At 67.4% G+C, this 13,683-nt stretch carries 16 protein-coding genes; 6 read left to right on the top strand and 10 right to left on the bottom strand.

All coding sequences use genetic code 11. The annotated features are described in order from the left end of the window. Window positions 1-49: 49 nt before the first annotated feature. Window positions 50-1,771, bottom strand: a complete 1,722-nt coding sequence (locus tag ACWIDW_RS12340) for an AAA family ATPase (RefSeq protein WP_454125704.1) — start codon at window positions 1,769-1,771, stop codon at window positions 50-52. A 343-nt stretch (window positions 1,772-2,114) separates the two neighbouring features. Here ACWIDW_RS12340 and ACWIDW_RS12335 point away from each other — a divergent pair, with 343 nt between their 5' ends. After that, window positions 2,115-2,501, top strand: a complete 387-nt coding sequence (locus tag ACWIDW_RS12335; protein ID WP_454125614.1) for an ArsR/SmtB family transcription factor — start codon at window positions 2,115-2,117, stop codon at window positions 2,499-2,501. Between the two features lies 1 nt (window position 2,502). Then, window positions 2,503-3,483 carry an SRPBCC family protein gene (locus ACWIDW_RS12330; RefSeq protein ID WP_454125613.1) on the top strand — a complete coding sequence of 327 codons (981 nt, stop codon included), beginning with the start codon at window positions 2,503-2,505 and terminating at the stop codon, window positions 3,481-3,483. A 27-nt stretch (window positions 3,484-3,510) separates the two neighbouring features. On the opposite strand, the gene ACWIDW_RS12325 is transcribed toward ACWIDW_RS12330, so the two are convergent. Beyond that, window positions 3,511-3,894 (bottom strand): DoxX family protein, encoded by a 384-nt coding sequence (locus ACWIDW_RS12325; protein WP_454125612.1) that lies wholly within the window; start codon window positions 3,892-3,894, stop codon window positions 3,511-3,513. An 86-nt stretch (window positions 3,895-3,980) separates the two neighbouring features. Here ACWIDW_RS12325 and ACWIDW_RS12320 point away from each other — a divergent pair, with 86 nt between their 5' ends. Continuing rightward, the gene (locus ACWIDW_RS12320; RefSeq protein ID WP_454125611.1) at window positions 3,981-5,012 is read left to right on the top strand and encodes a mechanosensitive ion channel family protein; all 1,032 of its coding nucleotides are present in this window, start codon (window positions 3,981-3,983) and stop codon (window positions 5,010-5,012) included. A 3-nt stretch (window positions 5,013-5,015) separates the two neighbouring features. Here ACWIDW_RS12320 and ACWIDW_RS12315 read toward each other — a convergent pair whose 3' ends face one another. Genes ACWIDW_RS12315 through ACWIDW_RS12305 form a run of 3 tightly spaced genes read right to left on the bottom strand, consistent with a single transcriptional unit; the run spans window position 5,016 to window position 6,514 of the window. Beyond that, window positions 5,016-5,396, bottom strand: a complete 381-nt coding sequence (locus tag ACWIDW_RS12315) for a DoxX family protein (RefSeq protein WP_454125610.1) — start codon at window positions 5,394-5,396, stop codon at window positions 5,016-5,018. Between the two features lie 31 nt (window positions 5,397-5,427). Then, on the bottom strand, window positions 5,428-5,727 hold the full coding sequence (locus ACWIDW_RS12310; protein WP_454125609.1) for a DUF503 domain-containing protein: 300 nt from the start codon (window positions 5,725-5,727) through the stop codon (window positions 5,428-5,430). 22 nt (window positions 5,728-5,749) lie between these two features. Then, window positions 5,750-6,514: a ribonuclease H family protein gene (locus tag ACWIDW_RS12305; protein ID WP_454125608.1), complete on the bottom strand. Its 765-nt coding sequence runs from the start codon at window positions 6,512-6,514 to the stop codon at window positions 5,750-5,752. Between the two features lie 54 nt (window positions 6,515-6,568). Here ACWIDW_RS12305 and ACWIDW_RS12300 point away from each other — a divergent pair, with 54 nt between their 5' ends. Next, the gene (locus ACWIDW_RS12300) at window positions 6,569-6,883 is read left to right on the top strand and encodes a hypothetical protein (RefSeq protein ID WP_454125607.1); all 315 of its coding nucleotides are present in this window, start codon (window positions 6,569-6,571) and stop codon (window positions 6,881-6,883) included. Window position 6,884: 1 nt separating this feature from the next. Here ACWIDW_RS12300 and ACWIDW_RS12295 read toward each other — a convergent pair whose 3' ends face one another. Genes ACWIDW_RS12295 through ACWIDW_RS12280 form a run of 4 tightly spaced genes read right to left on the bottom strand, consistent with a single transcriptional unit; the run spans window position 6,885 to window position 9,500 of the window. Then, window positions 6,885-7,097, bottom strand: a complete 213-nt coding sequence (locus tag ACWIDW_RS12295; protein WP_454125606.1) for a hypothetical protein — start codon at window positions 7,095-7,097, stop codon at window positions 6,885-6,887. A gap of 40 nt (window positions 7,098-7,137) precedes the next feature. Continuing rightward, window positions 7,138-8,040 (bottom strand): VOC family protein, encoded by a 903-nt coding sequence (locus tag ACWIDW_RS12290; protein WP_454125605.1) that lies wholly within the window; start codon window positions 8,038-8,040, stop codon window positions 7,138-7,140. A gap of 16 nt (window positions 8,041-8,056) precedes the next feature. Next, on the bottom strand, window positions 8,057-8,446 hold the full coding sequence (locus tag ACWIDW_RS12285; RefSeq protein ID WP_454125604.1) for a protealysin inhibitor emfourin: 390 nt from the start codon (window positions 8,444-8,446) through the stop codon (window positions 8,057-8,059). Beyond that, window positions 8,421-9,500, bottom strand: coding sequence for a M4 family metallopeptidase (locus tag ACWIDW_RS12280; RefSeq protein ID WP_454125603.1), 1,080 nt, complete (start codon window positions 9,498-9,500; stop codon window positions 8,421-8,423). The genes ACWIDW_RS12285 and ACWIDW_RS12280 overlap by 26 nt, the downstream gene beginning before the upstream one ends. A 69-nt stretch (window positions 9,501-9,569) precedes the next feature. Between ACWIDW_RS12280 and ACWIDW_RS12275 the strand changes: the two genes are divergently transcribed. Continuing rightward, the gene (locus ACWIDW_RS12275) at window positions 9,570-11,078 is read left to right on the top strand and encodes an SDR family NAD(P)-dependent oxidoreductase (RefSeq protein WP_454125602.1); all 1,509 of its coding nucleotides are present in this window, start codon (window positions 9,570-9,572) and stop codon (window positions 11,076-11,078) included. A 146-nt stretch (window positions 11,079-11,224) separates the two neighbouring features. Here ACWIDW_RS12275 and ACWIDW_RS12270 read toward each other — a convergent pair whose 3' ends face one another. Beyond that, window positions 11,225-11,938 carry a FadR/GntR family transcriptional regulator gene (locus ACWIDW_RS12270; protein WP_454125601.1) on the bottom strand — a complete coding sequence of 238 codons (714 nt, stop codon included), beginning with the start codon at window positions 11,936-11,938 and terminating at the stop codon, window positions 11,225-11,227. A gap of 143 nt (window positions 11,939-12,081) precedes the next feature. Between ACWIDW_RS12270 and ACWIDW_RS12265 the strand changes: the two genes are divergently transcribed. Beyond that, a complete protein-coding gene (locus ACWIDW_RS12265) occupies window positions 12,082-13,680 on the top strand; it encodes an ABC transporter substrate-binding protein (protein WP_454125600.1) in 1,599 nt (532 codons plus the stop codon). Window positions 13,681-13,683 lie beyond the last annotated feature (3 nt).

Below are 13,683 nucleotides of genomic sequence, written 5' to 3'. Positions count from 1 at the left end.
AGGGGCGTGGCGTAGACCTGGCCGTTGCTGCCCCAGCAGCCTCACTCGGCTACCCACCAAGAAGCACCTGCTTGAGGAGTGCGACGACGTCGCTCGGGACGCACGTCGGGATGTCCGCGTACGCTGATTCGATAAGTCGACGCTTCAGGCCACGCCCTTCTTGGTTGAGGCCGGGGAATGCCGCGACGATCGCGGCTTCGAGATCATGGCCTTGACGATTCAGCCAGTCACTCGCAACTTGACAGTTGAACCCACCGACATAGTCGACCTGCTCCAGCAGTGTTGGCGAACCAAGCACCCGCTGCGTAACCACGTCAACGATGTTCTGCGCGCTCGCCTCACTAACTTGGAAGTGGCGAAGCGAGTCATCGCCGACGTCTGTGCCGCTCAGTATCCCGCGACGCAGTAAATAAACTCCGACGCCGAGTGGGTCGAGAATCAGGTTCTCGATCGCATACCTGCGCTCACAGAAATAAATGCCTTCCGGGGCTCCGCCTCTGTCGTCCCGATCCACAAGCCCGCTCACCCTGTCATTGCCTGACGCGCGGAGCTGTGCTACAAGCCGAAGAACAGCGTCTGAATTACCTTGACCACCGCGACCGGACGCGATGAAATGCAGGGAAATCGGCGATGCTAGTTCTTTGCGAAGCAGGTCATAAAGCGCCTGATAGCAACTCTCGTCGTCTTCGCTCTCCACGAAGACTTGACGGCGATTGTCAACACTGATGCTGAGGGTTGGCAGCCCGACGATCAAGCTGGCGAGGGCCTCGTCGCGGGTCGCCTTGATCAAGCGAGGAGAGTCGTTCCGCCTCATGACGAAAAGAGCCGACTCCGGTGCGAGCGCCACGGTAGTAGGTGAGTGCGTCGTGAGTATCACGTCTACGCCGTACCGGTCGCAGAATAGTTCCACTATTACGTTGAGCAAGCTTCGGATCATCATCGGGTGGAGGCTCGCGTCCGCTTCGTCAAGCAGTAGCACCTTTGGCATCTCGATCGATCGGTCGAGACGCTCACCTGTGAAGAGTGTGAGCGCGACAGTCAGCAGCGTCTTCTCGCCGCTCGAGAGCTGGTCAGTGAGCACTACATCGCCGCTCTCGAGGTGTTCTAGCCGAGCCACATAGCTGACAGAATCTTCAACTCCGTGTGGAGGCACGAACCTGTACCCAAGGCCGATGAGGGCTAGGGTCTCGTCAAGGAGCTCCCACGGAGCTGGCCCGTAATTTGCGACGAACTGGTCCTGTGTCAGCGGCGAAAGACCTTGGTCGCCTTGCTCGACGCGCCACTGCTCGAATCGATTTCGGTTGTATCGGTCGTGGTAGGACAGGAAGATCTCGGTTGCGCTGATAGCAAACGGATCGCGCACTCCGTCGATTAGGGGGTGATGCTCGCGGAAGTCGTTGAGTTCGAGTTCCAGGATGGAGCGGCCGGAGCGGTCGAGGATACTCTGAAGTGCGGCTTCGGAGACCCATCGGTTCTGAACGGTTACAAGTTCGAGTGTTTCTGCCCACGCGGATTCAGGGATACCGCTGAAAGGCTGCCGAATATCCCTTCTGTAGTTGTCGAACTGCTGGAACGCTTGCACGTATCGCTCGCGGTAAGCGGCTGGGGACTGCGCGCCATCCGCAAAAGGGACAAGCTCCGCAAGGCGAAACAACCGAACACCTTGCTGCTCCCCGGCGTTAGCGACAGGTAGCCCTTCCACCGAAAGGGACCCGTCCAAGATCGCGGTGAGCAGATTTGACTTGCCGGATCCATTTGGCCCAGATATCACAGTGAACCTAGGGAGTTCCTCCGGCGTCACAGCTTCGCGGATGGTCCCACTCGTACGCTCAAAGCTCAGTCTCACTTCGTACTCCCTTCACAACGGGTCAAACTCATTCGCTCAGGCTATCGATGCGTCTGCCTGATCGAATGGAAATGGATGCCCGGCGCGTGACGCGTTCAGTAAGTGCATCCGCGCAACGTCTCGAGTTGCTAGCGCGTCCGCCATTCCTCACTCGCGGTTTCGCTCGGTCTGAGCCTTGTGTCATCCAAAGGCCACTGTGTGCCACTGCACGCGTTCTTGAGAAGAAAGTTCTTGACAGCGGCATCCGCCGGTCGTAACGTACAACCAAATGGTTGTACGAACAGAACTCAGCGAAGCGGAGATCGACCGTGTGTTCCACGCACTCGCGATCTCGACCCGGCGCGACATCCTGCGCCGGACGGTCGAGCGCGAGTATTCCGTCTCCACCCTCGCGAGCGACTACGAGATGTCGTTCGCGGCGGTGCAGAAGCATGTCGCCGTCCTCGAAGAGGCCGGCCTCATCATCAAGCGCGCCGAGGGACGCGAGCGGCTCGTCCGCGCGAACCCCGAGATGATCGCCCGTGCGCGGGCGCTTCTCGCCCGATACGAAGAGCTGTGGCGAGCACGCATCGCCCGGCTCGATGACCTGCTGGCGAGCGGTTCGACAGGCTCACCGGCCCGAGAAGACCCCGATAACCCCGTCAAAGGAGACTGACATGCCTGTCATCGACATCACCACCGACCACGAGAACCTGACGATGACCGTCGTCGCCGATCTCGCCGCACCCGTCGAACGCGTCTGGGGCGTCTACAGCGACCCCGAGCAGCTCGGCCGGTTCTGGGGCCCTCCCGGCTGGCCGGCCACCTTCACCTCGTGGGACCACGAGGTCGGCGGCCGTGCCACCTACACGATGCACGGCCCACGCGGCGAGAAGGCATCGGGATACTGGGAGTTCCTCGCGATCGAGCAGCCGCACCGCTTCGAGGTGCTCGACGGCTTCGCCGACGAGCAGGGCAACCCGAACGATGACCTGCCCGCGATGCGCATGGAGTTCACCTTCGAACCCACCTCCACCGGCACCCGCATGCGCAACACCAGCCACTTCGTCTCGCTCGACGCGCTCGAGCAGGTCGTCGCCATGGGCGCCGTCGAGGGCACCCGCATGGCGCTGTCGCAGCTGGATGCCGTGCTGCAGGATCTCCGCGACTACGCCCAGGGCAAGGGCACGCAGGTCGAGATGCTCGACGACATGCACGTGCGCATCACGCGTCTCGTCGACGGCCCGCGCGATCTGGTCTGGCGCGCGCACACCGAGCCCGAGCTGATCAAGCGGTGGATGCTCGGACCCGACGGATGGGAGATGACCGTCTGCGAGGTCGGCCTGCAGGCCGGCGACCGCTACCGCAACGAGTGGGCGCCGGTCGGCGACACCGAGGGCGAGCCGTTCGGCTTCGAGGGCGAAGTGCTTCTCGTCGACGCCCCGCGCCGCGCGGTGCAGCTGGAGCGGATGTCCGGAACCGACGGCCCCGACATCCTCAACGACCTCACCCTCTACGAAGAAGACGGCGCCACTCTCATCACCGTGCTGATGGAGTTCCCCGACAAGGAGACCCGCGACATGGTGCTCGCGACCGGCATGGCCGACGGCATGGAGGCCTCGTACCAGCGACTCGAGTCGTCGGTGCTCACCGTCTGACGGCACCGGACCACCGGATCGGCCCGCTCACCCCCGGCGGGTGCTCCACAGCGCGAGCCACACGAGCACCGGCTGGAAGAACAGTCGCGCGAAGCGCTTCATGTCGGTGTCGAGCCCGAACCCGTCTCGATGATGCGTCCACTGCGACACGTTGCCGGGGAAGATCACGATGAAGAACAGCGCGGTCAGCACCCCGACCATCCGGCGCTGACGCCACGCGAACAGCAACGCCGTGCCGAGGCCGACCTCGACCAGACCGGATGCCACGACCGTCGCATCCGGATCGCCCGGCACCCAGTCGGGCACCTGCGCCTGAAACTCACGGCGCGCGACCGTGAGATGGCTGACCCCGGCGAAGGTGAGGAAGCCGCCGAGGGCGATACGAGCGAGCATGCGGGCGGGTGACGTCATGTCCCGATGGTACGCGCGCCGGCGCCCGTGTGGCCCGGATCACCCGACACTCAGGAACCCGACAGGGCGCCGCCTACGGTGGAAGGATGCTCGATTGGACCTCGTGGACCGGAACCGCCGTCGCCGTCGGCATCGCCCTGGCGGCCGCGATCGCCGCCGTACTCGCCCCGCGCGCCATCGCGTCGGTGGTGGGTCGCAGGGCCGCCTGGATGCGCGACCTGTACCGTCGTGCCGGCCGCCCGTGGGCGGTGGTCGTGCTCATCATCGCGCTCTGGACCGCCGCGTCGGTCAGCCAGCCGGCGCGCGAGGAATGGTGGCCGGCCGTCTCGCACCTGCTGCTGATCGCCACGATCCTCGCGGGAGCCTGGCTGCTGGCCACGGTCACGTCGTTCGCGTTCGAGGGGCTGCTCACTCGTGAGAAGGTCACCTTCTCGGGCGCCGACCTGCGTCGCCGGCGCACGCAGATCCTCATCATCCAGCGGCTCACGGTCGTGCTCATCGCGGTGATCGCGGTGGGCATGGCCCTGTTCTCGTTCCCGTCGCTGCGCGTCGTGGGTACGAGCGTGCTGGCATCCGCCGGCATCGTCTCGGTGATCGCCGGACTCGCGGCGCAGTCGATCTTCGGCAACCTCATCGCCGGCATCCAGATCGCCTTCACCGACTCGATCCGGGTGGGCGACGTCGTCGTGATCGACGGCGAGTTCGGCCGGATCGGTGAGCTGAACCTCTCGTACGTCGTCGTCTACGTGTGGGACGAACGCCGCCTGGTCATCCCGTGCAGCTACTTCACGACCAACGTCATCGAGACGTGGACCCGCCGCTCGGACGCCATCCTCGGCACCGTCTACCTCGACCTCGACTGGCGGGTGCCGATGGATGCCGTGCGCGCCAAGTTCGACGAGATCGTGGCGGCCTCCGAGGCCTGGGATCGCCGCAGCAGCGGCGTGGTCGTCACCGATTCGCAGGGCGGCTTCGTCACCGTGCGCTGCACGGTCTCGGCCAAGGACTCCGATGACCTGTGGACGCTGCGCTGCGACGTCCGCGAGCAGATGATGACGTGGCTGCAGCAGGAGCATCCGGACGCTCTGCCGCGCACGCGCGTCTCGCTCGAGAGCTGAGCGTCAGTCGCGCGTCGACCACAGGGCCAGCAGCACCAGCACCGGCTGCAGGAACAGGCGCCCGAACCGCTTCATCTCGGTGTCGAGTCCGGGGACGCTGCGGTGATGCGTCCACTGCGAGACGTTGCCGGGGAACACGGCGATGAAGAACAGCGCGACGAGGCGGCCGACGCCGCGCCGACGCCGCCGGGCGAGCAGCAGCGCCGAGCCCAGTGCGATCTCGGCCCAGCCGGATGCCACGACCGTGGCATCCGGATCACCCGGCATCCAGTCGGGAACCGCGACGCGGAACCCGCGCCGGGCGAACGTGAGATGCGCTGTCCCGGTGAACAGCAGCAGCCCGCCGAGGGCGGCGCGGGTGATCGTCTGCGCAGTGGTCGCCATCCCGCGAGTGTACGCAGGTCGCCGCCGCCGGTCACTCGTCGCTGCTGGAATGCAGACCTCGCCGGGCCGAGAGCAGCGTCACCTCGGGGTGCTGCTCAGCCAGCATCCGCTCCGCCTGATCGAGCACGTCACGCACGTGGGAGGCGTGCGTCGCGACGACCGAGACGCCGATCAGCGCGCGACGGTGCAGGTCCTGCGCGCCCACCTCGGCGGCGGCGGCCTCGGTGCGCCGGCGGAGATCGGCGATGATCGGCCGGATGATGCTGCGCTTCTGCTTGAGCGAATGGACATCGCCGAGCACGATGTCGAACTCGATCCAGCCGATCCACATGGCGTCAGTCTGCCACGCAGGCTCAGATCAGCCGGCGCAGCGCGTCTTCGAGAGAGATGCCCTGCGCGTCGGCGCGGTCGCGCAGCCGCTCTTGCTCGGCCGCGCTGAGTGAGACGGTCAGCTCGAGCGGGTCGGACGCCTGGGTTTCTTCGGCCTGTCCTGAGCCCGTCGAAGGGCCTGACGAAGGACCTGTCGAAGAACCCTCGAGCCCCTCGAGCAGATCAGCGGGCTCGGCCCAGAGCAGAGCGGCGTCGGGCGTGGCCCGGGCGGGCGCCGCCGCCGAGACGGACATCGCACCGGCGAGGGACGCGCCGGCATCCGCCGCCGACGTGAAACCGGGGCCACGACGCGGCTCCTGCTTCTGCTGGTACGCCTTCGCGGCGGCGTTCGCGCGCTCGTCGGCTGCTTCGTTGAGCGGATGCCCGGCATGCCCCTTCACCCACGAGAACTCGACGTCGCGGCCGCGCATCGCCTCGTCGATGCCCTCGAGCAGGTCGCGGTTGAGCACCGGGGCTCCGTCGGCCTTGCGCCATCCGCGGCGCTTCCATCCCGGCATCCACTTCGTCACCGAGTCGATCACGTACCGTGAGTCGCACTCGATGATGAGCTTCTCGTCGACGCCGGCGGTCGCGCGCAGCAGTTCGAGCACCGCACGAAGCTCGCCCTGGTTGTTCGTGCCGTGCGGGGAGCCGCCTGCGGCCCAGCGGTCGTCGTCGATGTACCAGGCCCAGCCGCACGGACCCGGATTGCCGAGGGCGGAGCCGTCGGCGGCGGCGGTGATCGTCATCCTTCAACCGTAGGGCGTCGGTGAGACACCGCCCGCAGTCGGTACTCTCGAGAAGTGACCGGATTCGCGCTGAAGACCGTGATCATCGTGGTCGTGATCGCGCTGGTCGTGATCGTCGTCGCCCGATCGTTCCACCGGCAGCCCCCGAACGTGTCTCGGCCGCAGGGGTCGGGGCGGCGGATGCCCGTGCTTGCCTGGCTGGCTGCAGCCGTGCTGCTCGGTGTGGGCTTCGTTCTCGCGCTGGTGTCGTTCACTTCGCGCTTCACCGACGAGCTGCTGCCCATGCGGATCGCCGCCGTCGCGGCGCTGCTGGCCGGCGGCGCCGTGCTGCTCGTCGCGTCCCGGCGCGCCCGAAACCGAAAGCGCTGACCTACTCGCCGGTGTCGCCGGTGTCGGCCGCTTCGGGAGCGGGCGCCGTCACCGGGAAGACGACGGTGGAGTACTGGGCGCTGAGCCCGACATCCAGCAGATCGAGCGAGGGCGCGTCATCGAGCTGCTCGGTGGGGTTCGTCTCGTCGAGCGGCTCACCGGGCAGAGCAGCCCACGCACTGGGCTCCTGCGGCTTCTGTGTGAACAGTCCCATGTCTTCATTCTCCTCCGCTCCGGCACTCTCAGGCCCGATCTCAGAAGTCGGCGATCACCAGTTTCTTCATGTCGAGCATCCGCTGATACGCCCCCGGCTTGGCCAGCAGCTCGCCCATGTTCTCGGGTACGACCTGCCAACTCACGCCGTACCGGTCGACCAGCCAGCCGCACTGCTCGGCGTCGGGCACCGCCGAGAGCGCATCCCAGAAATGATCGATCTCGGCCTGGTCCGTGCAGCGGATCTCGAGCGACACACCGGGCGTGAAGCCGAACTCGTGCCTGACGTTCGAGTCCATGAACGAGAACCACTGCTCGCCGATGCGGAACTCGCCGAACATCACGCTGCCCGCCGCGGCGGTGCCGGTCGCCTCGGGATACTCCACCACCGTGCCGAACGCGGTGTCGTCGAACAGCGACAGGTAGAAGTCGACCGCCTCGCGAGCCCGGTTCTGCGCGACGCCGGAGAACATCACCTGCACCATCACGAAAGGACGCGGGCCGCCGCCGGGACCGGCGAGCATGAGCTGCCAACTGACGCCGTACCGGTCTTGCACCCACCCGTAGTACGGGCTGAACGGGTAGTCGCCGAGCGGCATGAGAGCCTGGCCGCCGTCCGACAGGGCGGCCCAGGTGCGATCGAGCTCGGCGCGGGCGGCATCGGCATCCCCGTCGAACAGCAGCGGATCGAAGTTCAGCATGAACGAAATCGACGGCGTCGGACGGAACGTGTCGTCGGAGTTGATCATCGTGATGCGGAACCCGGCGACATCGAGGTCGACCACCACCGGCTCACCCTCGAGACCCTTTTGGAAGTCCGGCAGCTCATCGGGGTAGCGCATCGCGACGTGCGCGCTCGTCTGAGGCAGGGCTGAGCTGTAGAACTCGCCGGCGTCGCCCGCGTCGCCGGCGAACCAGAGGTTGGGGATGATCTTCTGAGTCATGTCGCTCCTTCGTCGATCAGTCGGGCGTCTGCTGCTGGTCTGTGCCTGTGCCTGTGCCTGTGCCTGTGCCTGTGCCGGTGTCGGCTTCCCGCACCGCGTCGACGAGCTCGCGCCACGCGCCCTCGAGCCGGGTGTCGGGAACGACCTGCTCGAGCTGCTGGTCGCGCAGGCGGGCGTGGATGCTCCACACGTAGCGGTCGGCGCCACGGGCATCCGGATCCAGTCGCTCGTCCCACGGACAGCGGTCGACGAGCTCGATCCACGTCGGCGCCTGCTCGGGCGCCGGCTCCGCCCGCCAGCGGCGGCGGAGCCCGGCGATGCCGCCGCTGCGCACCACGGCGATGACGATGCGATCCTGCGCATCGTCGGTTCCCGCACGGTCAGCGGGGGGTTCGTGCTCGTGCATCCTCGATCACTCCGACCGCGATCCACGCGTCGCGGACCGCTGACTCCACGGTAGACCCGATGCTGCCCGCGGCGGCGATCGTCTTCTCGGCGAACTCGGTGAAATCGGCCGTCGACGACAGGTCGCCGGTGAGTGCGCGGTACCAGGCGAGACCCGCGCCCTCCCACGCGTGCCCGCCGATCGCTGTCGCCGCCAGCGCGAAGGCGCGGTTCGGGATGCCCGAATTGATGTGCACGCCGCCGTTGTCTTCCACGGTCTGGACGTAGTCGCGCATGTGCGCCGGCTGCGGATCCTTGCCCAGCTCGTCGTCGTCATAGGCGGTGCCGGGCTCGAGCATCGAGCGCAGCGCCCGCCCCTGCACGGCATCCGTGAAGATGCCCTCGCCGACCAGCCACGACGCCTGATCGGCGGTCTGATCGCGCAGGTGCTGCTCGGTCAGGACACCCAGCACGTCGGCGATCGACTCGTTCAGCGCGCCGGACTGATCGCGGTAGACGAGTCCCGCCGTGCTCTGGATCACACCGTGACCGAGTTCGTGTCCGATGACCGAGACCGATCGGGTGAAGCCGACGAACACCTCGCCGTCACCGTCGCCGAACACCATGCGCGAACCGTCCCAGAAGGCGTTGTCGTAGTCCTCGCCGTAGTGCACGGTCGCGTTCAACGGTGCCCCCTGGCCGTCGAGCGAGTCGCGCTCGAACGCGTCGAGCAGCATCTGGAACGTCGCCCCGAGCCCGTCGAACGCCTCGTTCACCGCGGCGTCGGCGACCGGCGCGTCGTCTTCGGTGCGCACGATCACGCCCGGGAGGGTCTCGGTGTTCTGCGCGTCGAAGATCGTGCGGGTGGGAGCCGACGTCACCTCGGCCACGAGTGCGCCGCTCTCGTCGATCGACAGCTGGAGCGCCGCGTGGAAGGCGGGGCGGCCGGCGATGAGCGTCTGCCTCGCGGCGCGAGCGGCGTGCGGGTAGCGCTCGGATCTCGCCAGCTGCGCCAGCAGATAACCGGGGACGATGCCCTGGCGAACAGACGGGTCCGCAGGAGAGAAGGTGCTCATGTGCCGACCCTACGCCGGGGTGCCGACAACGCCCAGGGGGTCACAGCTGGGCCGCGTAGAATCAGCCTAATGACCGATGTCCCCTCGCTGTCCGCCTCCGGCATCGACCCCGACGACCTCGCCACCACCCTGCGGGTGCTCGCCTCGCTCGATGAGGTCGATCAGCAGCATCCGGACTACCTCGCCGTCCGCCGCGCCACCGCCAACATGTTCAAGGCCGTCAAGCGCGCGCGCCGCAAGGAGATCCGGGATGCCATCGCTGAGGCCGACAAGGCCGTCGTCGCGCGCACCGCGACCGGGGCGCCCGACCGCATCGACGACGAGACCCGCGGGCTCGACCTCAGCTCGCGGGTGACCGACGCGCCCAGCGCCGGTGAACTGCTCAAGCCCCGCAACTGCTACATCTGCAAGCAGCCGTACACCCGGGTGGATGCGTTCTACCACCAGCTGTGCCCGGAGTGCGCCCTGTTCAGCCACGGCAAGCGCGACGCCCGCACCGACCTCACCGGCCGACGCGCCCTGCTCACCGGCGGGCGCGCGAAGATCGGCATGCACATCGCCCTGCGCCTGCTGCGCGACGGCGCGCACCTGACCATCACGACCCGCTTCCCGCGCGATGCGGTGCGTCGGTTCTCGTCGCTGCCGGATGCCTCCGACTGGCTGCACCGGCTGCGGGTCGTCGGCATCGACCTGCGCGACCCTGCGCAGGTGATCGGCCTCGCCGACTCGGTCGCGGCCCAGGGGCCGCTCGACATCCTCATCAACAACGCGGCGCAGACCGTACGGCGCTCGCCGGGTGCGTACTCGCTGCTGGCGGATGCCGAACTGCAGCCCCTGCCCGACGGACCGCTGCCCGAGATGGAGACCTTCGGGCACACCGCCGACCCGCACCCGCAGGCGCTGCAGGCGTCGGTCGACGCGCATCCGCTGCTGTCGGTCGCAGCCCTCGGCGGCACGGTCGCCGAGCAGGGCGGGCAGGCGCTCACGGCGGAAGACCTCGCACGCCTTGCCATGGCGCCAGGCTCGTCGTCGCTCGTCAAGCACGCCGACGGCACGGCGATCGACGCGGGCGGCCTCGTGCCCGACGTGAACCGCGTGAACAGCTGGGTGCAGTCGGTCGAGCAGGTCGACCCGCTCGAGATGCTCGAGGTGCAGCTGTGCAACACCACGGCGCCCTTCCTGCTGATCAGCCGGCTGCGGGCGTCGATGGCGGCGTCGACCGCGCGCCGCAAGTACATCGTCAACGTCTCGGCGATGGAGGGCCAGTTCTCCCGCCGGTACAAGGGTCCAGGGCATCCGCACACCAACATGGCGAAGGCCGCACTCAACATGCTGACGCGCACCAGCGCCGGCGAGATGCTCGAGACCGACGGCATTCTGATGACCGCCGTCGACACCGGCTGGATCACCGACGAGCGCCCGCACTTCACGAAGGTGCGCCTGGCGGAAGAAGGCTTCCACGCCCCGCTCGACCTCGTCGACGGCGCCGCCCGCGTGTACGACCCGATCGTGCAGGGCGAGGCGGGCGTCGACCTGCAGGGCGTGTTCCTGAAGGACTACCGACCCAGCCCCTGGTGACCCGACCGGCCCGGCGGCTGACGGGCTGCCCGACCCCCGACCGGCGTTACGTTCCCCGGAGTGCATCGCGCGACGGGGGCATCGCGCGGCGGATGCCCCGACGTGGGCAGACGCGACGGCGGATGCGCGGGACGACGCGGTCGCGGTCAGGACGACTGGGCGAGCACCCGCTGCAGGGGCGCGTAGTGCTCGATCACGGCTCGGCGATACGCCTCGACGTCTCCGGCGCGCACCGCGTCGAGCATGTCGCCGTGCGCCTTCGCGGTGCTCTCGATGTCGGCCGGGGGAGCGATCTTCAGCTGCGGCAGCACCGCCGTGTGCACGTCCCAGAAGGCACCGACGAGCTGGCCGACCAGGTGGTTGCCGGTGCGGGCGAACAGCTGCGTGTGGAAGGCGCGATCGGCCTCGAGGAAGTTCTCGCCGCGGCCGGCCTTGTCGACCATCTCGTCGACGAGATCGGAGAGCGCCGGATGCCCGCTCTCGGCCGTGCCCGCTTCGACGACGCGCTCGGCCATCGACAGGTCGAGCGCGAGGCGCACCTCGACGACCTCGCGGAGCGCCTGCAGCGACCCCTCGGGTGAGAGCACACCGCGGAACACGAGCGCCTCCACCATCGGATCGAGCGACATCTCGCCGACGAACGTGCCGTGTCCGTGGCGCACATCGACGATGTCGAGCGTCGACAGGGTGCGGATCGCCTCGCGCACCGACGAACGCGACACGTCGAGCGTCTCGCACAGCTCGGACTCGGTCGGCAGCGGGTCACCGGGGCGCAGGCTGCGGGTGAGGATGAGCTGCTTGATCTGATCCGCCGTCGTCGCGCGGCGCATGCGGGACGCACGAGATCGGGTCGGGATCAACTCGCACTTCCTCTCACGTCAGGTCGATCATCTCATTGTCACGAACGGGTGACTGCTGTTGAGAACGTCACCCATCTGTGTTTATAGTACATCAGACATCTGATGTCCCGACGATGTCGTCCCTCCCGAAACTGGAGCATCACATGACCCGTTACATCCCTCGCAGGCGCGGGACCCGATTCGGGGCGGCGCTGGCCGGCTCGATCGCCGTCGCCGTCGCGCTCTCCGGCTGCGGTGCCGCAGCCCCCGAAAAGAATGACGCCGGCGCCGAGCCCGGCAAGGTCGACCCGAACGCCACCATCGAGGCGGGCATCTCGTACTCGCTGAGCGGCAGCTTCGACCCGATGGTCGCCTCCGGCGCCGTCACCGTCTCGGCGAACTGGCACATCTTCGAGGGCCTGGTCGACCTCGACCCCGTGAGCCAGAAGCCCGCGCCGGCACTTGCCGCCGACCTCCCCAAGAAGGTCGACGACACCACGTACGAGATCGACATCCGCGAGGGTGCGACGTTCCAGAACGGTGACCCGGTCACCTCCGACGACGTCGTCTTCAGCTACCAGCGCGTGCTCGACCCGGCGAACAACTCGCTGTTCCTCTCGTTCATCGACTTCATCGACACGGTCACCGCCGTCGATGAGGACACCGTGCAGATCACCACCGACTACCCGTTCTCGCTGATCAACGACCGCCTCGGCGTCGTGAAGATCGTGCCGAAGGCCGTCGTCGAGGCCGACCCCGAGGCATTCGCCTCGAAGCCCGTCGGCTCGGGCCCCTACACCCTCGTCTCGGCCGTGCCCGAGGACAAGATCGTCTTCGAGCGCTACGACGACTACAACGGCCCGCACCCGGCCCTCGCCGCCGGCATGAACTGGAACCTGCTGGCCGACCCCTCGGCCCGTGTGACCGCCATGTCGACCGGCACCATCCAGGCCATGGAGGACGTGCCCTACATCGACGTCGACTCGCTCGCGTCGGCCGCCGAGGTCGAGAGCGTGCAGTCGTTCGGTCTGCTGTTCATGATGTTCAACACCAAGGCGAAGCCGTTCGACGACCCGCGGGTGCGTCAGGCGCTGCACTACGCGCTCGACATGGACAAGATCATCGAGACCGGCATGCTCGGCAACGCCACCGCCGCCACGTCGTTCCTGCCCGAGAACTACAAGAACTACAACAAGGCGTCGACGGTCTACACCTACGACCCCAAGAAGGCGAAGTCGCTGCTGGACGAGGCCGGCGCCTCTGACCTGTCGATCACGCTTCTGACCACCGACACCGGCTGGGTCAAGGAGGTCGCTCCGCTGATCAAGGAATCGCTGGATGCCGTGGGCGTGAAGACCACGCTCGAGATCGGCCAGTCCGCGGCCATGTACGAGAAGGTCGACTCCGGCGACTACACGGTCGCCGTCGCCCCCGGAGACCCGTCGGTCTTCGGCGTCGACCCCGACCTGCTGATGAACTGGTGGTACGGCGACAACGTGTGGTCGAAGACCCGCACGGCATGGGCCGACTCGCCTGAGTACGCTGAGCTGACCGGTCTGCTCGACCAGGCCGTCCAGCAGACCGGCGACGAGCAGCAGAAGACCTGGAACAAGGCGTTCGACCTGCTCTCCGAGCAGGCCGTGCTCTACCCGCTGTTCCACCGCAAGCTGCCCACCGCGTGGAGCGACCAGGAGCTGGTCGGCTTCAAGCCGGTTCCGACCACCGGCCTGTCGTTCCTCGACGTCGGGGTCGCAGCCAAGTGACCC

The sequence above is a fragment of the Microbacterium sp. NPDC055312 genome (assembly GCF_053645675.1).
This window is presented reverse-complemented; position numbering and strand designations above follow the sequence as displayed.